Annotated in this window: 12 protein-coding genes; all 12 read right to left on the reverse strand. The window is 34.1% G+C overall.

What is annotated here, in order from left to right:
* Positions 1-47 precede the first annotated feature (47 nt).
* Positions 48-959: a glycoside hydrolase family 17 protein gene (locus tag L3X37_RS11560; protein ID WP_237240332.1), complete on the reverse strand. Its 912-nt coding sequence runs from the start codon at positions 957-959 to the stop codon at positions 48-50.
* A 47-nt stretch (positions 960-1,006) separates the two neighbouring features.
* Positions 1,007-1,624 (reverse strand): hypothetical protein, encoded by a 618-nt coding sequence (locus L3X37_RS11565; RefSeq protein ID WP_237240333.1) that lies wholly within the window; start codon positions 1,622-1,624, stop codon positions 1,007-1,009.
* A 54-nt stretch (positions 1,625-1,678) separates the two neighbouring features.
* Positions 1,679-3,109, reverse strand: coding sequence for an MFS transporter (locus L3X37_RS11570; RefSeq protein WP_237240334.1), 1,431 nt, complete (start codon positions 3,107-3,109; stop codon positions 1,679-1,681).
* A 32-nt stretch (positions 3,110-3,141) separates the two neighbouring features.
* A complete protein-coding gene (locus L3X37_RS11575) occupies positions 3,142-4,584 on the reverse strand; it encodes a glycoside hydrolase family 30 protein (protein ID WP_237240335.1) in 1,443 nt (480 codons plus the stop codon).
* Between the two features lie 60 nt (positions 4,585-4,644).
* Complete coding sequence (locus L3X37_RS11580; protein ID WP_439654837.1) at positions 4,645-5,952, reverse strand: glycosyl hydrolase family 17 protein; 1,308 nt, start codon at positions 5,950-5,952, stop codon at positions 4,645-4,647.
* A gap of 24 nt (positions 5,953-5,976) precedes the next feature.
* A complete protein-coding gene (locus tag L3X37_RS11585; protein ID WP_237240336.1) occupies positions 5,977-7,137 on the reverse strand; it encodes a glycoside hydrolase family 17 protein in 1,161 nt (386 codons plus the stop codon).
* Between the two features lie 84 nt (positions 7,138-7,221).
* The gene (locus tag L3X37_RS11590) at positions 7,222-10,647 is read right to left on the reverse strand and encodes a 1,3-beta-D-glucan phosphorylase, GH149 family (protein WP_237240337.1); all 3,426 of its coding nucleotides are present in this window, start codon (positions 10,645-10,647) and stop codon (positions 7,222-7,224) included.
* A gap of 141 nt (positions 10,648-10,788) precedes the next feature.
* Positions 10,789-12,906: an immunoglobulin-like domain-containing protein gene (locus L3X37_RS11595; protein WP_237240338.1), complete on the reverse strand. Its 2,118-nt coding sequence runs from the start codon at positions 12,904-12,906 to the stop codon at positions 10,789-10,791.
* A gap of 18 nt (positions 12,907-12,924) precedes the next feature.
* A complete protein-coding gene (locus L3X37_RS11600; RefSeq protein WP_237240339.1) occupies positions 12,925-13,818 on the reverse strand; it encodes a glycoside hydrolase family 16 protein in 894 nt (297 codons plus the stop codon).
* Positions 13,819-13,851: 33 nt separating this feature from the next.
* Positions 13,852-15,303 (reverse strand): glycosyl hydrolase family 16, encoded by a 1,452-nt coding sequence (locus L3X37_RS11605; protein ID WP_237240340.1) that lies wholly within the window; start codon positions 15,301-15,303, stop codon positions 13,852-13,854.
* 7 nt (positions 15,304-15,310) lie between these two features.
* Positions 15,311-18,499, reverse strand: a complete 3,189-nt coding sequence (locus L3X37_RS11610; protein ID WP_237240341.1) for a glycoside hydrolase family 2 TIM barrel-domain containing protein — start codon at positions 18,497-18,499, stop codon at positions 15,311-15,313.
* 258 nt (positions 18,500-18,757) lie between these two features.
* On the reverse strand, positions 18,758-21,568 hold the full coding sequence (locus L3X37_RS11615) for a helix-turn-helix and ligand-binding sensor domain-containing protein (RefSeq protein WP_237240342.1): 2,811 nt from the start codon (positions 21,566-21,568) through the stop codon (positions 18,758-18,760).
* Position 21,569: the final 1 nt, after the last annotated feature.

Here is a 21,569-nt window from a genome sequence, read left to right on the forward strand (position 1 = left end):
CCTGACTTATATTGATTAATCTTAGAAGCTTTAACTATTTAATTATTCTAGAACTTCAAATTCTCATACTTATTCCATAATCCCCAATATGCACCAACATCACCCTCATCACCAGTTTTCCATGACTCATCAAAAGATGAAAAATAAAATAATGGGATCTCATTTTCCTTTGTCCATCGCACAGTATCTATAAAATATTTCATGGCAGATACATCGCTTGCTACGGCACCATCTAAACCTCCTCCTTCACTTGGCCAACCAGTTTCTGTTATTATTATAGGTTTACCTTGTGCAGCATCTACAACTGAACCAAACATGGCTTGCATGTGCCCCAATGCATATTCTATAGGACAACCTTCCCAATAAGGATATAAATTTGCTAAAACTACATCTGTACTTTCAACTAAAATAGGATGCCTTGAAAACTCATAATACGCATCGACATAGCCTACTGGAATGTCTAATTCTGCTAAGGCTTCTTTAACTCGATTGATATATCCAACCAGTTCATCCAACGTTAAATCGTTTCGATATAGTACTTCATTACCAACAGCCGCAACATCAACATATCCATTTTTAGCAAGATTTATTAAGCCTTCTATTTCTCTTTCATTATCTTCTTTATCATCACTAAGCCATGCACCAACTAAAGTTTTAAGTCCGTGCTTTTTGGCCGCTATAGGAACAAATTCGTTACCTTCTATACATGAAAATGATCGAATAGCTTCAACATAAGGTTTTAATATTTCTACACGCTGCTCTACCTGTTCCATGCTTATGTCGTCGCCTGGTGATTGTCCATCCTTATACATACTAAAGCAAATTCCATGAAAACCATCTTGTATAGTTTTATGCCACAACGTTTTTAACTCTTCTACCGAATAATCAGAAATATTAATTCCTTTAGTTGGTATTTGGTTATATTTTGATTTGTAATATGATCTTTCTCTGTAAGACATTTTTTTATTCTATTATTTTATTTAAACTTTTTTAAAAACCTGATGTATCAAAAGACTCCTCTACAATTTTTTCTAGTATATATTTTTATTCTATCTACTTCTGTAGCTCCAGATGGTAATTCTTCTAGTTTTAATCCAGGATAATCATCGGCTTCTTTCCATTTCTCTATAGTTTCACTAAAAAAAGATGAGGATTTAGCATCTGCCTCATAAATTATAAGGTCGTAAGCTTCTCCTAAATCTCCACCAAAGCGTGTTACAACTTGCCATTCGCCATCTCTTTTATACGACGTATTGGTATGATCTGATTGTGGATAATAGCGATCATCTGTTGGACGAATTAATACCCAAATATCATTTTTATTGGACTCAGGATATACGCCCATTGTTAGAATTCTGCAATCCACAGAGTCTTTGTCTATTGGAGATATCACTTTTACAGCATTTACTGGTCCATTAAGTATTAATTTGTTTCCTGTTGAAACTTGTTCGATTTGAGTATTATAATTAACTAAATCGGAAGAATAACTACCATAAATCATCATTAAAACCCCAAGAATTCCCAAAGGTATCCCTAGTTTATTAGAACTTTGCTTTTTACTTGTTATTAGAGCAATTATGATAAATAGAACTCCTATTATTAGTATTATTATTTTAGTTGACATTTTATTATTTTTTTTGGTTATATAAATTTACTTAATAATATAACATTGTTATAATTATAACACGCCTCTTCTTTCTTCCAATTGTGCCTTAATATCTTTTGCTCTTTCTTCAGAAAGGCTATATTTCCACATAATCCAAATGGCTAAAGCTGCTGTAACAATAGGAATAACTATATCTGCTACTCTCAATTTAGTCATTGTATCAACTGTTTGGGTGGCAGCATTACCATCAAATCCAATGAGTTTTAATACTAAACCTCCCAAAACAAGTGCCAATCCTTGACCAAGTTTTACAACCCACCAGTATAATGCACCAAAAGTTCCTTCTTTTCTTGGCATTCCATTAACAAGCTCGTCTAAATCACAAACATCAGCGGTCATACTCATCATTAAAGTAAATAAACTTCCTAAACCAAACGACATTAAAGGTATTGGAACAAATGATAACCAAATATTATCGGGAGTAAAAGCCCACCACTTCATAGCATACCCAACAATTGAAAGCGCTGTTGCAATAATAAATGCTTTCTTTTTTCCCCATTTTTCAGCCATTTTTGATACAATAGGAATTACTAAAAATGCTGAAACTAATGCTCCAACCGAACTAAACCATGCGGGCCATGTTGAAGTAGCTTCGTAACTTCCATTAAAAATGTAAAAAACAAAAATAAAGAAACTAAAAGACGCTACAATTTGGTAACCATTAAATACTAAAAAAGTAGCTCCACATAATTTCATAAAAGGTTTATTCTTTACAGCTTCTTTTATACTTACTAATAACTCTTTTAAATTAGTAAATACAGTTTTAAAACTTAATTTCTTTCTATTTTGCATATTAGCAGAATCCATGCCTCTACAAAACATAGCTGGTAATAGCCCAAGCAATAAACACGCTATACCTACATAAAGAGCCATTGTTCGAACGCCTTCAGCTTGATTAGGAAAAATGTCAGGATCAGCAATTATTACCCAAAACCAAGGTACTATAACCCAAGCTAATAATCCAACCGTTTGAGAAAATGCCATTAAACGTGTTCGCTCATTATAATCGGATGTCATTTCATATCCTAATCCAACCAAAGGGGTTGCAAACATGGTGTTCCCTATAAGAAAAACCATAGACATAATAAGGAAATACCAAAAATTATAGTCTGAAGAGTTGTTTTCATCAAGTTGCCATAAAAGTACAAATGTTATAGCACTTAAAATTCCACCAACAAAAATATAAGGCCTCCTTCGCCCATATTTTGAGCTAGTGTTATCTGAAATAAACCCCATTATAGGGTCTGTTATGGCATCAAAGAACCGAGGCAAACCACCTAAAAGTCCTGCCAAAAATGGATCCATCCCAAAGGCTGTTAGTAAGAAAAACATAAAGAATCCTAGGGCTCCCGGGTATAAGTTTAAAACTAAATGGCCAGCTCCAAAAGCTGCTTTTTGACCTAATGGCACTTTACTTGTTGCTGCTGTTTTTACGTTTGGCATAATTTTAATTTTTTAGTTAGTTTCATTTATTCTTATTGAATTACAACAGTTTGAATAGCCTGCGCATCTATTGAAAATTCTACATTGTTTTCATTAAGTGATAGGTTTATAGTTTTTAGGGACTTTGATTCATTAAAGAGCACCACTGCAATTGAGCCGTCTGGATTTTGAGCAGCAGTTGCCATTAGTTTATCATCTGATTTTTCTAGGGCAATAATTTTCGCTTCTGGTCTAATATATTTACTAAAATGTGCCATGGTATAATACAGCGGTGTAAAATATACCTCATCAGTATCTGGGTTAACAATTACAGGAGCAATACACCAATTTTTAAACCAATTTGGACCTCCTTTAGTATCAAGTACCATATTCCAGTCTACCCATCCATCAACCCAATTATTTAAGCAGCCAATAATATCTCTAGCATAGCGATTTACTGGTGCATATTTAGGATGTAAGTATTTATCTTTTTCTGGAGCCCAATCCCAACCCCAATCTGTGGCTTCCTTTTTCCAGTACCATGCATCATCTCTCCATACTGGTACTTGGGCATCTACACAAGCTTCTGATTGTATTAAAAGTTTGCTTGGTGCTTTGTTATGTGCATATTGTAATTCTTCAGGAAACACCTCAAAAGTACTCGCGTACCAGTGAATTGCAGTACCATCAAAATATTTTGATGCTTCTGCATTTTTAAATTGAGAATCTATCCACTCTTTTAAATGTTCTCTATTTTGATCATAGCCTAAGATTTTTAAATCTCCTTTTCCATCGGTTTCTAATTTTGGTCCTAAATGATTTTGAACAAAGTTGGTCATTTCATCAGGTGTATAATGCATACTTTCCCAATTATTACCATTCCCAAGAGGTTCATTTTCTACGGTAAAGCCCCAAATATCAATACCTTCAGCTTTGTAAGCATCTACATATTTAGAGAAGAATAATGCCCAGGTATCATAATACTCTGGAAGTAATTTTCCACCCACCCATTTGTTATTATCTTTCATCCAAGGTGCCGCAGTCCATGGGGAACCAAATATTTTAAAGCCATCAGTTGATGCAGCTAGGGCATCTTTTATAAATGGAATTAAATCATCTTTATCTTCTTCAATTGTGAAGTGTTCAAGATTTTTATCACCCTCAACTGGAGTGTAAGAATAATTTGAAAGTGAAAAATCACAAGAGTTCATGTGTGTTCTTGTTAATGAGTAGTTGGCACCTTCTTTACTAAAATAGGCTTCTATTATCTTCTTACGATTTTCTTTACTCAACGTATTTAATAAATATGCTGATGACTCGGTAAAGGCTCCACCAAAACCTGTGATAGTTTGAAATGTTTCTTCAGGGTTTAACTTAATGGATACTTTTTCGCCTGAATTTTTAAACTCAGTTATTTTAGAAAGTTTATTACCCGTTTCTGAAGTTTCAAAAACTTCAACACTCAATGTTTTAACCTTGCTGTTACAACTTATCATGATTAAGGTTGCTATGAAAAATAATATGTTTTTAAATGCCTTCAAGTGAGCTCGTTTTTTTTATTTCTGATTTGCATGCCATTCCTCAGACGTAGGAGGAACCTCAACATCTTTCATTAAGGCTTCTTTATCTCCATTATACGTTTTGGTAATAGTATTTCCATTTCTTGTTAAACCGTTAAAGGTTCCTTTATCAACCTCATCCCAAAGTGCATATTTTGCTTTTCCATCTACAGTTAAAAGTCCAAAATGCTTTTCAGAATTACCAGAATTATCTCCACCTTTCCATGGTTCGTCAAATCCTTCAAAATAAAAACATGACATTCCCGCTTCGTTAGTCCAATCTCTCATGTGTTTATAATAGAGTGCCTCTTTATACTCATCACATGCTTTTGATCCAGTGTTCCCGTAATGACCAGATGAAAAACTTGCCCATCCAGTTTCGCCGATATGAATAGGTTTATCTAAACCAAGGCTTTCCATGTATTTCTTTACGCTTTCGTACTGCATCATAGCATACTTTTTTGCTTTCAACATTGATATTTCAATTTTCTCTAAATCTGTTTTACCTTCAAACCCTTCTTGGTTTAACCAAAATTCTGGTTGATAATGCGTATCGTGCATAGGATAAGTGTGAACGGAAAGAAAATCTACGGCTTTAATTAATTCATTTAAATCTTCAACGTGGTACTCTTCGCCACCTCCACCCCAGGACGCAAAATTATCAGAGCTTGTTATCCACAAATCCTTAGATAGTTTCCCTTCTTTTTTTAAACCCTGAAGATGATTAACCCATTTTAATATGACTCCTGGTTGAACATAATAACTTGCTGCCCATTTAACCATAGCCTCATTACCAACAGCAATAATCTTTATAATATCTGGATACTTACTTGCTAATGCTACAGCTCTATTTATCTCAGCTGCGTTTTCTTCATTCTCTTGGTTGTGATCTGGCTCACCATCTCCCGAATGAAATGAATTTTTACAATCAACCCATGCTCCTAACATGACATACATTTCAAAATTAGGATCCTCTTTTTTCATATCGCTAATAACTTTAACCAAATTAGCGGCTTGAGGTTTAAGCAACTTATAAGTACGTATTAACTTTATACCCATGGCTGATAAAATTTTCATATCCTCTTTAAGCTCATCCATTGTTGGTTCGATAGTATGATCTGCATACCTGTAACCTCCATATGACATCGCCGAGTAATTAGAATTCCCTAAAATATCTTTAGCTGAAACTTCTTTTATTGAAACCTCTTCTTTCACATTATTCTTTTTAACTTTACCACAAGACGTCATTAAACCGATTAAAAAAATCAGTCCACAAATTCTAATGATTGAAAAATAATTTTTCATAATTATTGCTTTAAACTATCCTTTTTATGCTAATGGAGGAACAAGAGCTTCCAAAAGTAAATCTTCTTTTTTACCGTTAAATGTTTTAGATATTGGCATACCATCTCTTGTTAATCCTTTAAAAACACCATTATCAACTAAATCCCATATAGCATATTTTGCTTCTCCTTTTAGGTTTATAAGCCCGAAATGGTTTTCTGAACCACCTTCGTTTGCTGCATCTTTCCATTGCTCATCAAAAGCTTCAAAATAAAAACAAGAAACGTTTTGTTTTTTACTCCAATCTCTAATAAGTTTATAATATTTTCCCGACTTATACTCATCTGCAGCTTTAGATCCATCGGCTCCATATGGTCCATTAGAAACAGTTGCCCAACCCGTTTCTCCAATATGAACTGGTTTATTTATCCCCAAGCTTTTAACATAGTTTGAAACATCTTCGTATTGATTTGTTGCAAATTTAAGAGCTCTTTGCATTCCCGATTCAATTTTCTCTTTATTAGAAAAACCCCACTCATTGTCTGGCACCAACCAAAAGGCAGGATTATAGTGAGAGTTATGCATAGGATAAGTATGCATAGATATATAATCTACTGCCTTAATAAGGTTAGTTAAATCATCTGTCCTATATATAGGATCTCCTCCACCCCATGATGAAAAATCATCCGAGCTTGTAATCCATAAATCTTTAGAAAGTTCTCCCGCCTTTTTCAATTCTTGTAAATAATTAACCCACTTAAGAATTACGTTGGGGCGAACAAAATAGTTTGTTGCCCAATGTACCATTGCTTCGTTTCCAACAGCAATAATTTTAACAATATCTGGGTAATCTTTTGCTAATGCTACTGCTCTATCAATTTCTCCTGCATTATGTTCACTTTCAACCTCATGATTAGGCACATGTTCTGTCCATGCATTATGGCAATCAATCCATGCTCCTAACATGACATACATTTCGAAATTAGGGTCTTCTTCTTTTAATTCCGCAATTGCTTTTAACAGGTTAGGTGCTTGCTGTAATTGAACATTATATGTTCTTAAAATCTTAACTCCCATAGCAGCTAAGATTTTCATATCCTCTTTAAGCTGATCTATTGTAGGTTGAATATCTCTAGTCTTCTGCCTATATCCTCCATAGGAAATTGCCAAATATTCTGGGTTACCTAAAATTTCTTTTGCTGTCATATATTTTAAAAACTATTGCTAGTATCTAATTAAAATTATAAGTAAAATTTACTTAATCATTTACTACTTACTCTTCTCTATTCTTTATTTTAAATTGGCTGCATTAACATAAACAGTTATTTGTGCTACTTCACCAGTTCGCATAAAAATTTGTTTACTTATTTCTGAATCAATCATTAAACTTTCTATAGCTTTTGAATTACCATTCTTAAATGTTATTTCTAAACTTTCTTTTTCAGAAATTTGATACACTATTGGTACTTGGCAATATGTAAATCCTAATGAATTTTTTGCCATTTTAATACTTTTACTTTCTTTAAAAACATTAATAAAATCAAAATTTGTAGCGCTTGTAAAAAACTCTTCTTTTCTTAATAAGCATGGGTTAAAAAATAATTTTCCTTGTGTTACAAATACGCCTAGCTCTCCAAAACGACTTAAAATATCTTCTTTTACCTGACCTGTCATTCCTGGTTGTTGAGCACCTTTCCCACCTGGTGTATGCGAATATGGGTCTGTTGGAAATGCACCATATAATTCTGGAGATTTATGCACACCTATGCCTTCGTTTATTTCATAAAAGTGTTCTAGCAGATGCCCAATTACTATTTCATTTTCCCCATCATTAACTGCTTTTAAACAGCATTCTTGAACTGCCAATAATAGTTTTGAAACCATATGCCAATAGATAGACCCTAATCCTTCGTAACCATAAAAAGTTCCTGATCTTCCTGTAAATGCTTTATGATTAAAAACGTCTTCAAAAACTTGTAACACTTTTTTAGTATCCAATTTTAAAAGTGTCTCATATTTTGTTCCTTTTAGCTTTTCTAAAGCTTCAGATACATCACTTGCATTTTTAAAGTTTCCGTTGAAGTGGTATTCACCGTTTACGTCCTTTTCTATAATTTGAACATTTCCATCACTTAATAATTCTTGCAACAATTTTGATGAAAAAACAGCATCTTCAGAGATTGTATTTCTATCTAAAAACCCTTTTAACTCTTTATTTGGATATAGTAAATAGCTATACTGATCTGGTCTAAATAGTTTACTTTGTTTTAAAGCGTTTAATACATTTAATGCTTCTTTAGCACTTAAGTAACCTGAGCTTAAAACTGCTACCTGACCTTCTAACATTTCGCTTAAGTAAGAAATTGAAATCGAATCATCACTATTTACAGTCATTAAATTGTAAGCATGATATAAATTATCTGAGCGTTTATTAGCTCTAATAGAGTGTTCTAAATAAGATTTGCTAATACTTACAAAATCTTTTAGTTTGTTAATTGAAAGTAACGATTTTCTTCCCGAAAAAGCATGGTCATATATACGAGTTCTATAATCACTACCTGCTTGACCTAAACTATCTAGTATAATTTTTTTATCAGTATCACTAATTGATGTTGATAATAAGTTTTTATTGTTTTCAAAGGTTTCTAAAACACTACTAAAAAAGTCAAATATTTCTGTTGATACTTCTACTTCGTTGGTTGTTGCAGTAGCTAACAATTCTTCAAAGAAGTTGAAAAATCTGCGCAGGTAATACAATGTAACCATAGAAACTCCATTACCTACCAATGCATTATTAGCATCATTCCATTCAGGACGTTGGGTATTCATCCAAATACCTCCTTCTGGAATAAAGTTAGATAACTTTGCTAATGATGTTGCTAATATTTTTTCAATAAAATTGGCTTTTACAATAAATCTATTTTCATCTCTAAGCAAAGCACCATCGGCTCCTAATTGTTCTCTTTCTTCATTAATTCTGTGATCAGAATCATCATCAAAAATAATTGTGTCTTTTGGATTTTTTAATAAATCATTATAAGGTTTAATTTTATATGGCACGTTGGCATATACAAATAAATCTTTTGTAAAGAACTCTTCTAACTTACCTGGTTTATGATTATTTATAAACTCTAAAAATTTAAGTAAATAAATAATTTGGTGATCTCCCCAATAGCCAATATAAGACCAGGGGTCGTCTGGTTCAATAACCTCCCAATCAAAACCGCCTTTTGTTACTCGATATGGATTATATCCGTCAAATGTTGTGGCGTTTAAAAATTTATGAATCATACTTTCAATAAACTCTGGGTATGAATGCGCCAAGGCTTCCCAGTTTTGAAAGATGTCTCTCCAGTTTCCTTCGTAATCTAAAATTTTAGATCCATCAATTTCACTTCTTGTATTAATAGAGAACTTATTCCATGGACGACTTGGATCTCCATGTCGACGACTAAATTTTAATGGCATATACTCTAAACAAAGACGCCTAAAGTTTTTGTCTTCACTACTATATGCCATTTCTTGTATATCTGCTAATGAGAATACTTCTGGAAGTGCATCAATTATACTTTCGGATTTCCGAGCTACTTTTTTATTGGCATTAAAAAGGTAATTTCTAAAATCCCATTTCTCAATTTGATACCCATCATCAAATATTCCGCCACGCATGATATTAAATAATGTGTTAGCAAAATGACGTGTATCTCTTAAACTGTCTGCAGTAACTTGTATAGCATCAGATGCGGCATTGAGTTCTACAAGACGTTTGGTTCCTAAATCTATATCTTCATTAACTATATCAATTAATGATTTATCCTCTTTAATTTGTTTTAATAGCAAAGCAATATCAGAATGATCTTGGTTTACATTAGCAACGAATATCCATTCTTTAGAAGAATTTGCCAGTAATTCAATTTCTGTAGAAACAAAATAAGCACCTTTTTCAGCCTTTATATCTTCTTCTTGATCTATAGGTTTACGCGACCTAAAATTATCAAGTTGCAAAGAAGATAGCATATACTTAGGGTTATCTAATCCTAAAGACCAAACGACATTAGCTTTTAATGCTTCGCTGGCTTCTGCTTTATCAACCAGAATAGCACTCAGTGCATAAATTCCAAGTCCTGTTGATGCTTCTAGCTCATTACGCTTATATGCGTCTACTAGATTACTTGACGTATTCTGAGTATCACTACCAATACTGGCTGGCATAATATTTTGAATACCATCTAAAAGTGTTATACTTAAAGCATTTTTAGATGTATTGATTAATGTAGATTTTTTAGCAAAGCCAAACTTATCAGTAGAACACCACTGATATCTAAATGTTAACTCTAAATCATGATTAATTTCTTCAAAAACAATTTTATTACCAAACCTGTTTTTGTATAAATTTTGAGTGGTTGTATATTTTCCTAAAGATCTAACCGCTAACGGCTCCCACATGAATTCTTGACCATTCTTTAACACTTTAAAAATAGATTTACTCCCTGTTATATCTGCCGATTCGGTTATCTTATCATCAGTATAATAAGGAAATAAAGCGTATTCAGAATTTTTTCGTCCTGCGGCTAATCCGCCATTGCTAGAAATAAACATCCAGTGATTAGAATCACTTACAATGCTCATAAAAAATGGTCGCATTTCATCGTTATTGGAAATCTTATAGAATTGTTCTCCATTAAGATTTACTAATTCTCCCTTGACCTCTTTCATTTGGTTAGAAACTTTTGGTTTGTCTAGAAAAACTGTGTTGTTAATTTTAAATTCTTACAGTTTTGATTTTTTTTATATAAAAAAGGCTAGCTAGTAAAATTTAGCTAGCCTTTTTAATCTTATAACATTAATTTAAGTCTATTATGGGTTCAGCACTATAGAAACATTGTCAAGGTTAAAAGTTGCACCACACCCGTCTACGGCTCCACAAGGTAGATTGTACTGCAACGTAATACCTCCACTAACGTCTGCACCTGCAGGAATGGTAAATGTATGAGTATATGGTGTCCATGTGCTTTGGTCTGTTGGAGCAGGAAGGTTCTCAGTAAACGATACGCCTCCTGCATCTACTTCACCAAAAACAGCTAAATTAATTACTGCTCCAGGTGAAGTGACACCGCTCAATAAATAATCAAACTTAATTTCAACAGTATCACCAGCACTAACAGTTCCAGCTCCTTTTCTTTCTTGTTTAAGCGTGGCATTAGATCCTGCAGCATTACTGCCCACTGACACTATTTTTCCAGACCAACTACCTCCATTGTTCGCGGCATCAATTGTAATGGTTCCACCATTATCGAATACCTCCCAACCAGCGAAGTCTCCTGTTTCAAAATCACCATTATTGGCTATTCCAGTGGTCGTTCCACCACCGCCAGTGCCAGTGCCGCCACCGCCAGTGGCGCCATCAACTTTAGTTATATCATCTATATAAAGAGAACCAGTATTTGGCTTAAATCCAGTTTGATCTCCTACATCTGGACGAATCAATATTCTGTTCACTCCACCTGGAACGTTTGTTAATGTAAAAGTAAGTTCTACCCACTCGTTGGCAGCAGTAATTTCTTGTACATCACCAACAGGCTGGTTTGTTCCATCTACTTCTACTTGAAATAACACATTAGTTGGTGCTACAGTAGAATAGAATTTCGCTTTGTAAACGGTAGTTGCTTGATCTAAACCAGCATCAAAAACAAATCCTATACCGCCCCACCAATCATTAGCAGTGGTGTGCGCAGCTTCGTACACATTAGGGCTCGTATTTATTCCTCCAGAGACTGGGTTAGCAATTAATGCGCCTCCTGTGTTAAATTCTGAAGCGGTTACTCCTGCTAAATTATTTTCAAAATTTAAAATTACAGTTTCATTAGAACTACCGCCGCCAGAAGCTTCTGATGTTTGAACAATATCGTCAAAGTAGTAAACGTCTCCATCACAACCAGCGCCTCGCTCGAAATAAATAATCATACTTTTATATGTACCTGTTGTTACATCTGAAAAATCGAAAGTTAGTTCTTGCCACGCACCGGTAGTAGTAATAGATGCAACTTTCTCAACTGCAGGATCTGTATCTGGAAAAGGCAAACGCTCTAATCGCAAGGTGACATCTGTAACTTGAGTTTCAGCTAGAACCTTCATTTTAAACACATTGTTTATACGTGTTGTAAAATCTAATGCTGTCGCTAATTCGGTTCCCACCCCTGACCATGTTTCACAACCTGAAGTTTTAACAAATTGCTGTACATTGCAACTGGTATTTATACCTTCTATTAATGGGTTATCTACTATACTCGCAGATGTATTACCAAATGCTTCAAAAGTATGGGCTAAATCGTTTGTCTGGAAAGTCCAATTAAGATCTCCATTTGCTGGATCTATATTTTCGGCTGTTTCTGGATCGCATGGAATAGCCGAAACAATAACAGTTCTTTGAACTTCATCTGCTGCGTTACCTTGAGAATCGGAAACATTATATGTTATTACATAGGTGCCTTCTGTATTCGTATCTACTGTATCGCCTCCAACAACTATGTTAGCTGTAATATCGCCATCAACCTCATCAAGTGCTGTAGCGCCAGGGTCTGTAAAGGTATCCCCTAATGTTACATTTATTGTTGCATCTCCTATTAAGGCAATTAGCGGTGCATCTTTGTCTAACACCATTATTGTTGACTCGAATGTCTCTGACGATCCAGCAACATTAATAGCGGTTAATGTTACCGTGTAAGACCCAATACTATAGGCAAATACAGGGTCGATTAAACTTGAGGTAGAATTGTTTTGATCACCAAAACTCCAAGTATACTTGTTAGCATTCTCTGATGTATTAATAAATGTGGCTACTCCTGCATCGCTTAGCGTATAAGTAAATCCTGCAGTAACTGTTGGTAAAATCGCATCATCGTCTTCGCAACCAATAAAAGCTATCGCTAAAATTAGTATTGAAATTTGTTTAAATTTTCTAAATAATTGTTTCATTGTTCTTTTTTTTAGTTGTTACTGTTTGTATACTCGCACGTAATCTACAAGCATGGTTTTTGGGAATATCTCATCGCTGTCTGGAGCTCCAGGGAAATTTCCTCCGACTGCTAAATTTAGTATGATGTAATATGGTTTATTGAACACCCATTCACCTAACTCTCCAGTTTCATTTGCTGGTGTTACTACAAGATCGGCAGGTGTTATTTGATTGTATAAGGCATCGTCTACATAGAAATTTATATAGTCTTGACCCCACTCAATCCCAAATACGTGAAATCCTGCATCTAGACGCTCACCTAAATTATAACTTTTTGTAATTTGACCTTGAGGCATTGTTAAACCTGAATACCCTGGACCATGTATTGTGCCGCTAATTGCTGTTGGTTCTTGTCTTCTGTATTCCATAATGTCAATTTCTCCACATAATGGCCAATTGGAATCAAGCTGCTCTCCAACATTTTCACAATCTGCCCCCAGTAACCAAAATGCTGGCCACAGCCCCGAACCGGAAGGTATCTTTATACGTGCTTCGAACCGCCCATACTGTTGGTCAAATAGCCCCTTTGTAGAAAGTCTTGCAGAAGTAAATGATGCTCCGTTTAAATTTTCTTTCTGAGCCGTAATTAACAGCATTCCGTTTTGTACAGAAACATTACTTGGGCGATCTGTGTAGTATTGCAACTCCTTATTTCCCCAGCCGTCAAAACCAGTTCCTATATCGTAACCCCAAATAGCTGGGTTAGGTGCGCCATCTGTATCAAATTCATCTGCCCAAACAAGCTCGGTGAATTTTGCTACTGTTTGTGTGTCATCTGTCTCGCAACTATAGATAACAAATACAGCTACCAATAGAAAAGACATAAATAGCAAGGGTTTTTTCTTTATTTTATCTGTTATTGTTTTATTCATCTTTTATCTTTTTGAATTTTATATTATCTAAGCTTATTCCTTGTAGAAGTAAATGTTGTCTAAAATGAAATCTGGACCTCCAGCTAAAATGAGAGCTCCCAAATTGTTCTTCTGAGCAGCTAGGTCACCATCTAAAGGAATGTCTATAGATGTCCAAGCTCCAACAGTTAAACCAGTGGCATCAAATCTTTTATCTTTGTCATCACCATCTGGAAAACCAGTAAAGATATTTGTTTCTATCTCGCCATTCGACCCAATATCTCTAATTTGGATATTAACATTGGTTCCTGGTTCATTAGTATAAATATCCATATGTAAGTGCGTTAAAGTTGACGCGTCCACGGTATTATCAAAAATAATTCCTGTGAAATTATTATTAGTATAAATTCGAACCAACTCTCCTGGAGCACCAACTTCTGCAGTTTCTGTGGTTGAACCACCAAACCCTGGATTGAAGTTACTTCCAGTATCTGCTGTATATGCGTCACTAAAGATAGATTTAACATCGGCGGCAGGTCTTATTGGAACTGGGGCTAGAAGCAAGTCACCGCTAGAAGTTACGGTTAAAGTTCCGAATGCTTTGACACCTGCTAACTCAGTAGTTATTTCAGTGGTTCCTTCACCAACAACACTTGCAACACCAAATTGATTTACAATAGCAACATCGGTGTTTGAGGAAACAAAATTGAAATAGGCAGGAGCTCCACTAACTTCTAAGTTTTCACCATCAACATCGTATTTTATTGATAGACCTTGGGCCACAATATTTATTTCGCTTCCTGTAAATGTTTGCATGGCTATATCCTGACCATTGAAAGCAATTGGTCTTGGTTGAGAAACAGTACCTAGTTTTTCAAATTTTAACTCATCGATCCAGAATGTCCATGCTATTTCATTTCCATTTGGGCCATCTGCAAGAGGGTCGAAACCACCGGCAGCAAATAAGAACATTCCTGTTTCTTGAATTAACTTTGAAGGGTCTGGTATTGGAATGATATACTTCTTCCATCCAGATGTCATTTGAACAGAGGTAGTAACATCGTAAGAAGGCTCACCTTCCAACGTATCAAAATCGGTTCCAAATCCAACTGTTATGGTTCCAGATGTAGTTCCTTGTGCCCAAAATGTCAGTGCATCGTATCCCGTTAGATTTCTTCCTGCTCCACGGTCTTCAAAAACTCCTCCTATAAAGTTTCCATCAGGATCATTAGAAGCAGGTACATCAATTCTAATTGCCGAAGTTCCTTCGTAGAATGTATTATTATCCACTCCAAAACCACTAGTATTTGCGCCTGCTTCTGGATCAAAAGATCTAAAAAATTGATCTGTAAGTCCCACTGGAGCATCAATAAAAACTTCTGCTGTTGTTGGAAATGTCGCAAATGTTGCTTCATCTGAAAGTTCTCTATCACAACTTAAAACAAGGGCAAATACACATCCTAAAAAGAATGTCAATTTTATATATGTAAATTTTATATTTTTCATTTTCATCTTATTTTCCAATATTAATATGTATGTACGTTCTTATTTCCCATTCGTTTCCATTATCAAAACCAACAGGACTTAATGTAGGAACACCAGGAAATGTGTTAGATGGAACGGCAGTAGGCGCATATCTTGGTGAGAACTCATCAAGTGATCTCCAAATACCACGAATACCTATTTTGGTCTCTGGCATAATAAACCAATCTGGCTTGCTAATTGAAGTAGAAATATCAATCATATTTTGAACTGGAAAGGTTAAGTTAAAATCGCGATGGTAATCGAAAGGTCCCCAATCATTAATTTTACAACTATATTCTACTTTCCACTTTTTGTAAATCATTTTAATGTCACCACCAAAGCGATCTATAGTTCTATCACTATCTCCTAAAGCTTGCGCTGTACCTCCGTAGAAATTACCAATAATTCCTAAATCTGGACTTACTTTAGATATTATTCGTGAGCTTATCTCCCATAAATCTTGTGCTGGAGCTGCCTGCGGGAACGCGAAAAACTGTCGATTGGCCAAAAATCCAATATGTGCATCTTGTGCTGTTGGGTGGTGTCTGTAAACAAACCCTAAATTAAAGGCAAACTTTGCATCTTCTGCTCTATCATTATCCCACTCATAAAACCACGATCCAGGTGTTGGGTCGTAAGTTAAAAGTAATTCTCCAGCCGTAGTTTCTCTATTACCTCGAACTGCAAAAGGATCGTCAATAAAGTTTCTTAATCTTCCTGGAGCCGAAACATCACTTGGCATTGGGTTTACCAAAGGTTTTTGCCAGAGGAAGTTAGGTGCTATTTGCCAATCGCCCATTAAGTAGGTAAAACCTGTTAAGAAATTAGTCTGGTTTCCACTACCAGAGTCCTTTAGTTTCCAACCTGTAAAGGTTCTTGTGGCGTCAGCTCCCCCTGTAGCTACGAGGCCCATATAAGCCCCTTGTGCATACCAGTTAAACTTACCTGCTTGAAGTGTTATTTTTGCTTTACCTCCCCAATTATCGTCTGAGTTTATTTTATCTTGATACACCACATAGTTACCTGGTCCTCCTGTAACATCTTGGAATGTACTACCATTTAAAGGTCTACCTCCCCAAATACCTCCAAGCGAAAGTCCAAATTTGCCAAATTCCTTTTCAAGAGCTATAGTTGCTCTTTCTGTAGGCCATGGAGGAATCACACCTGATCTAACTTGGTTTGCATCCAAAATTCGCCTACCATTATCATCGAAACTTAAAGAGGTATTTAAATCTCGGTGATAAATCCCTGTGATATCCCAATGTTTAAAATGTGTACGGTATTTTAAAAGAACCGTTGGATTTGCACCCCACCACAATTGAGGTCCGAAGGCTGCTTTTAAGCCTTTAAAGGCTTTTTTCCCGTCTATCTCTACTCCTAAAATCTCACCATTATAAATATCTAAGTTTGGACCATAATTCGCCTCTGGGTACAACCCGAAGAAATCACCTTCATAACCCCAATGGTAATGACCGGTTCGATAAAACCCTCTAACATCGGCATGTTTTGTTTGCCAATCAAATTCAGCATTATAAACCCTAAGTCTATTGTTATCTGTTATAACAACTTCTTCACCATTACTATTAACCACACTAACAGGGCGCCCCACATTTTCATAGAAAATTTCATTTATGGGGTTTTGAGCCACATTACCAAGTATATTAAAATTTACCTCAGCAGTCATATTTGACGTTGGCCTACCTTCAACACCCACATAGTAAGATTGCATGTGATCGAAACCAAGTTGGTTTGGAAATGTATTTGCGTCTGGATCCACATTATCTGGTGTGGTAATTAAACTACCTCCGGTGTTAAAAGTTGTAAACTCTGCTCTTAAATTGCTTAATTTAATTTTTGCGCCATCCTTAGCATCAAGAGCCGCTTTGTCGCCTCTTGCCCTTAAAACTGCATCCATTAAGTTAATACTGTTGAAATAATTTTGAATAAATCCAGCATCTACATCTTCACCATAAGGATTTAATTGATGTGCTTCTTTAAGTGCGTAGTAAGCAGCACGTGGGTATAAGTCGTAAAGTCCTCTTTCGTTAGTCGGACCTTTGGCGCATATACCGAACCACTCTTCATTCATGTTGTTTTCACCTGGCGCTAAGTCAATTGAATAACCGCCGTTAGACCATGATGCATTGTTATCATGCACATCGGCATTTTCACGTTTATCGAAACCATACTTCCACCATCCATCACTGAATTGAAATGTAAAACCTCCAATAGAGTTTTGAGCTTTTCCTAAACCGGCAGCATTTGCGTAGATTTCTCTCCAGTTTTCTACCATGTAATAGGCTTGCGATTTTTGATCTTCCTTATTTTCAATGGCATTGAAAGCATCGGCACCAAACTCAGTAAACATGATTGGTTTATTAAGTTTTGCTTTAACCACATCAAACATATCTGTAAACGATTTTCCACGGTAAGAGTTTACGCCATAGATGTCTACATCTTTACATTCTTCGGCTACTATGTCTATAAAGAGTACATCACCATTACATATCGCAACCGGATGTGAAGGGTCCATTTCCTTTATCATCTTAGAAACCTCGTTCATCAATCTATACATTGGTCTACCACGACTTTCACCTATAAAGTTTATTCTTCCTTCGTCATCTGGAAAATCTTCCGTTTCTGCTCCAGCCCAGAACAACCCATAGTTATTTTCGTTTCCTAATAAGTAGAGTAAAAGACCTGGCGTATTTTTATAGCCTTCTACCAGATTTTTCATATCAGTAACTAACTGGTCTCTAGTAGCTGGATCATCATAAATAGTTACTGGTGTCCAGACGCCATCAATAGTTAATCCATAACGACCAAACGAATGATTAAGCATTGTATAAATACCATAGTTCTCGTAGATATACTTAATCCATCTTGCAGGAACACCGGTATATTGACGTATCACATTTACATTCATGTTACGCAAAAGAGACATTTCAGTATCAAGTCCTGCTTTAATGATATCATCCGGTTTATTCCAAAAATCGGCATTAACGGTATTCGTACCAATTGGAATATAATCCCAGTTCATGCCATTGATCATGAAATCCTTTCCATTGACCACTAATTTTTTGCCCTCCCCTGTATCTACAATTTCTACTTTTGCTGCTTGAGCAAAAACAGTACAAGTAATTAGGAAGAAAAAAAATCTTAGAAATTTGTTTTTCATAGTTATCGTTATTTTAAGTTGTTCGTTAATTTATGCGAATTGTATAGTTTGATAAATTTACCTATAAACACTGCGAATTCCTTAAAAAAGACCTCAACAAAAAACATACATCGCAATATTTAACATTAAAATATGTCAAACCCTTAATTTTAATAGGCTTTTAGGATATTTTTATTATTTACAGATAAGCCATACAAAATCTTTAATAAGCACTAATGTTGTGGTAATGTATAGGATAAAATAGTAAATGTAAAGTTGCTAAATCTCTAAAATGTAGTCCGATAAGCTAGATTCTCTAGGCAAGTTAATTTTTTTTCTTAATCTATATCGTTTTACTTCTACACTTCGTGGAGAGATATTTAATAACGGAGCAATTTCTTTTGAGGATAAATTTAATCTTAGATAAGAACATAATCTTAAATCGTTTGAGGTAAGGGTTGGATGTAATGATTTAATTTTTTTTATAAAATCTTTATCAGCATTGTTAAAAGCCTCTTCAAATAAATTCCAATCGTCCTCATCGTTAAGATTTTTATCAATAATTCTAATAACGTTCTTTATTTTATTATTGTTATCTGAAACATTTTTAAGCTCCTTTTTTAAATTATTTAAAAACTCGTTCTTTTTAATAAGATTCATTGTTGATATTCCTAACTCCCTATTTTTACTTTCAATATCCTGCCTAAGTTTATCATTATTAAACCTCATAAGTTGCTGTTTGTTTTCCAGCTTCTTTAATTCTAGTTCTCTATGGTTTTCTTGCATCAATCTTTCATTTTGCTTCCTATAGTAACGTTTATAGACATTATGCGTTATAAATGAAATCAATAAAAAAATAATTATATATAAGGCTATAAGCATATTTGAAAAATACCAAGGCCTTTTTATACTAAAACTGTATGTAGCTATATTTTTTGATAATGTATTCCCTACTCTAGCTTTTACTTTAAAAACATAGTCTCCAAAAGATAGATTTTTAAAAGACACTTTTGGTTCAGAAAACCAATTGCTCCAATCTGGATACATTCCTACTAATTGGTACTGATATTCGGTTTCTAAATATTTGTGAAATTCTACTACTCCAAAGGAAAATTCAATATTATTGTTTTTATTTTCAAAAACACTTTCTAAATTTTTATCTACATATTTAGCGCTATCACCTATACTACTATTAGTAATTGAATTTATGGAAATATCATATACCTTTTCTTCTAATTTATCAATATCTATAGTCACGTAGCCATTAGATGATCCAATTATATATGTATTATTTTTTAATGATTTTATATTTTCGTAACCTGTTAAACCCTTAGGAAACTCTGATGAATAAGGAATTTTATTTAGTATTGATTTACCATTTAAATTATCTCGAGTAACATAATTTAAATTGTTCTTGGAAAAATTCCAAAGAATATTACTGCCCTTATTTGAAATAAGTTTTCCAGATGTGTATTCTTCAGGAGAATATAGTTTACTTAATATGGTGTCTTTTAAAAATTTTTCTTGAGTTAAATCATATTTAAAAACGCCTCTCTTGTAAGCATAAATTATATCATCATTATATTTTGTTATACTGCAATTTAAGCCTCTACCTAATAGTGTATCTTTTACAATACTTAATGCTTTAGTGTATTCATTATTTACTGTTACAGTAAAAATATCCTTTGAACCATGAGTTACAAATATTTGATTATTGTTTATACTAAAAAACCTGCTTGACACATTAAAACCTTCAATTTTATTTTTAAACTGCCATTTTCCATCTTTCATTTCAATAATATTGAGTCCATTGTAATTACCTTGTAACAACATATTATCTTTCTCGTTAAGCGACTCTATATCCCAAGTGCCTTGAATATCTGCTATCAAGCTTGCTGAATCTTTATTCACTAAAAAAGTCCCTACGTTGTGTCCGCAAAACAAAGAGCCTTTAAACTCCTTCAAGCACCAAACTGGTCCTTGAGTACCCTCAACAAACTTAAATGATTCATTAGAATTAATTGGTCTACAGTACAAACCTTGATTTGATCCTAAATACAAATAATCTTTATAAATAGCAGACGCATAAACAGTACCTATACGCCCTTCCAAATCATTAAAAATTCTAAAAGGTGATTTAAAGTTTATACAATTAATTCCATTATCTAATGCTAACCATATGTTATTTTCTGCATCCTCAAAAATATAATGAATCGTGTTATTGCTTAAACCATTTAAAGTATTTATATAATTATAAACTTCTCCTTCTTTGGTGATATGAACAATCCCATCAGACCTTGTCCCTAAGATAAAACTACCATCTCGTAATTTTGTACTTCTGTAAACACCACTTTTAGATATTCTATCATCTTGAATATTCCATTTAACTAATTCACCATTATCTAAAAAATAAAATCCATTACTTTCAGTTTCAATTAAAAGATTACCACTATTGTGATTAAAAACATTAACTAACAAATCATTTTTCAATAATTGAGCATTACTTACTAATATAGATTTTCCGCTTTCAATTTTGTATAATCCATTCCTTGTTTCTTGAAAATAGATACTTCCATCAACTTTAAACATCTTATAAATGTTAGTATCAGAATCAATAATAGAATAAGAATTATTGGTTTTATCATAAATATAAATTCTCTTTAGTGATTGAAATAAAATATAGTCGTTTATTGAAACTATATCCCAAAACTCTTCTCCTTCTAAAAAGTCTATCTTTAATAGCTTAGATAAAGAAGTATAAAATAGTAATCCGAATTCATTTCTTTGCCAATACCCAAACTCTTTACTGCATCCTGTATAAATTAAATCATCAATAACGCTAACAGATCTTACTATAGTTTCGTTTGGTGAAGGATACGAATTCCATTTTGCACCATTAAACTCCAATAGCCCTTGGTTATTAGCTACATAAATAAAATTATGCTTAGACTGGTCGATGGACCAATTTTGACTTTCAGCACCATAATCTTTAGAAGTATAAACCTGAACAGGAGGGGAATCTTGCCCATACAGTAATGTAGTAACTAAAAGAAATATTACTATGGTACAAATATTTGTTTTTATCTTCAAA

The sequence above is a fragment of the Wocania arenilitoris genome (assembly GCF_021728535.1).
GTDB classification, from domain to species: domain Bacteria; phylum Bacteroidota; class Bacteroidia; order Flavobacteriales; family Flavobacteriaceae; genus Wocania_A; species Wocania_A arenilitoris.

Bases quoted from the DNA above. Each gene is read 5' to 3' on its own strand.
- L3X37_RS11560 (WP_237240332.1), bottom strand. From the start codon at position 959: ATGTCTTACAGAGAAAGATCATATTACAAATCAAAATATAACCAAATA.
- L3X37_RS11565 (WP_237240333.1), bottom strand. From the start codon at position 1,624: ATGTCAACTAAAATAATAATACTAATAATAGGAGTTCTATTTATCATA.
- L3X37_RS11570 (WP_237240334.1), bottom strand. From the start codon at position 3,109: ATGCCAAACGTAAAAACAGCAGCAACAAGTAAAGTGCCATTAGGTCAA.
- L3X37_RS11575 (WP_237240335.1), bottom strand. From the start codon at position 4,584: ATGATAAGTTGTAACAGCAAGGTTAAAACATTGAGTGTTGAAGTTTTT.
- L3X37_RS11580 (WP_439654837.1), bottom strand. From the start codon at position 5,952: ATGAAAAATTATTTTTCAATCATTAGAATTTGTGGACTGATTTTTTTA.
- L3X37_RS11585 (WP_237240336.1), bottom strand. From the start codon at position 7,137: ATGACAGCAAAAGAAATTTTAGGTAACCCAGAATATTTGGCAATTTCC.
- L3X37_RS11590 (WP_237240337.1), bottom strand. From the start codon at position 10,647: ATGAAAGAGGTCAAGGGAGAATTAGTAAATCTTAATGGAGAACAATTC.
- L3X37_RS11595 (WP_237240338.1), bottom strand. From the start codon at position 12,906: ATGAAACAATTATTTAGAAAATTTAAACAAATTTCAATACTAATTTTA.
- L3X37_RS11600 (WP_237240339.1), bottom strand. From the start codon at position 13,818: ATGAATAAAACAATAACAGATAAAATAAAGAAAAAACCCTTGCTATTT.
- L3X37_RS11605 (WP_237240340.1), bottom strand. From the start codon at position 15,303: ATGAAAAATATAAAATTTACATATATAAAATTGACATTCTTTTTAGGA.
- L3X37_RS11610 (WP_237240341.1), bottom strand. From the start codon at position 18,499: ATGAAAAACAAATTTCTAAGATTTTTTTTCTTCCTAATTACTTGTACT.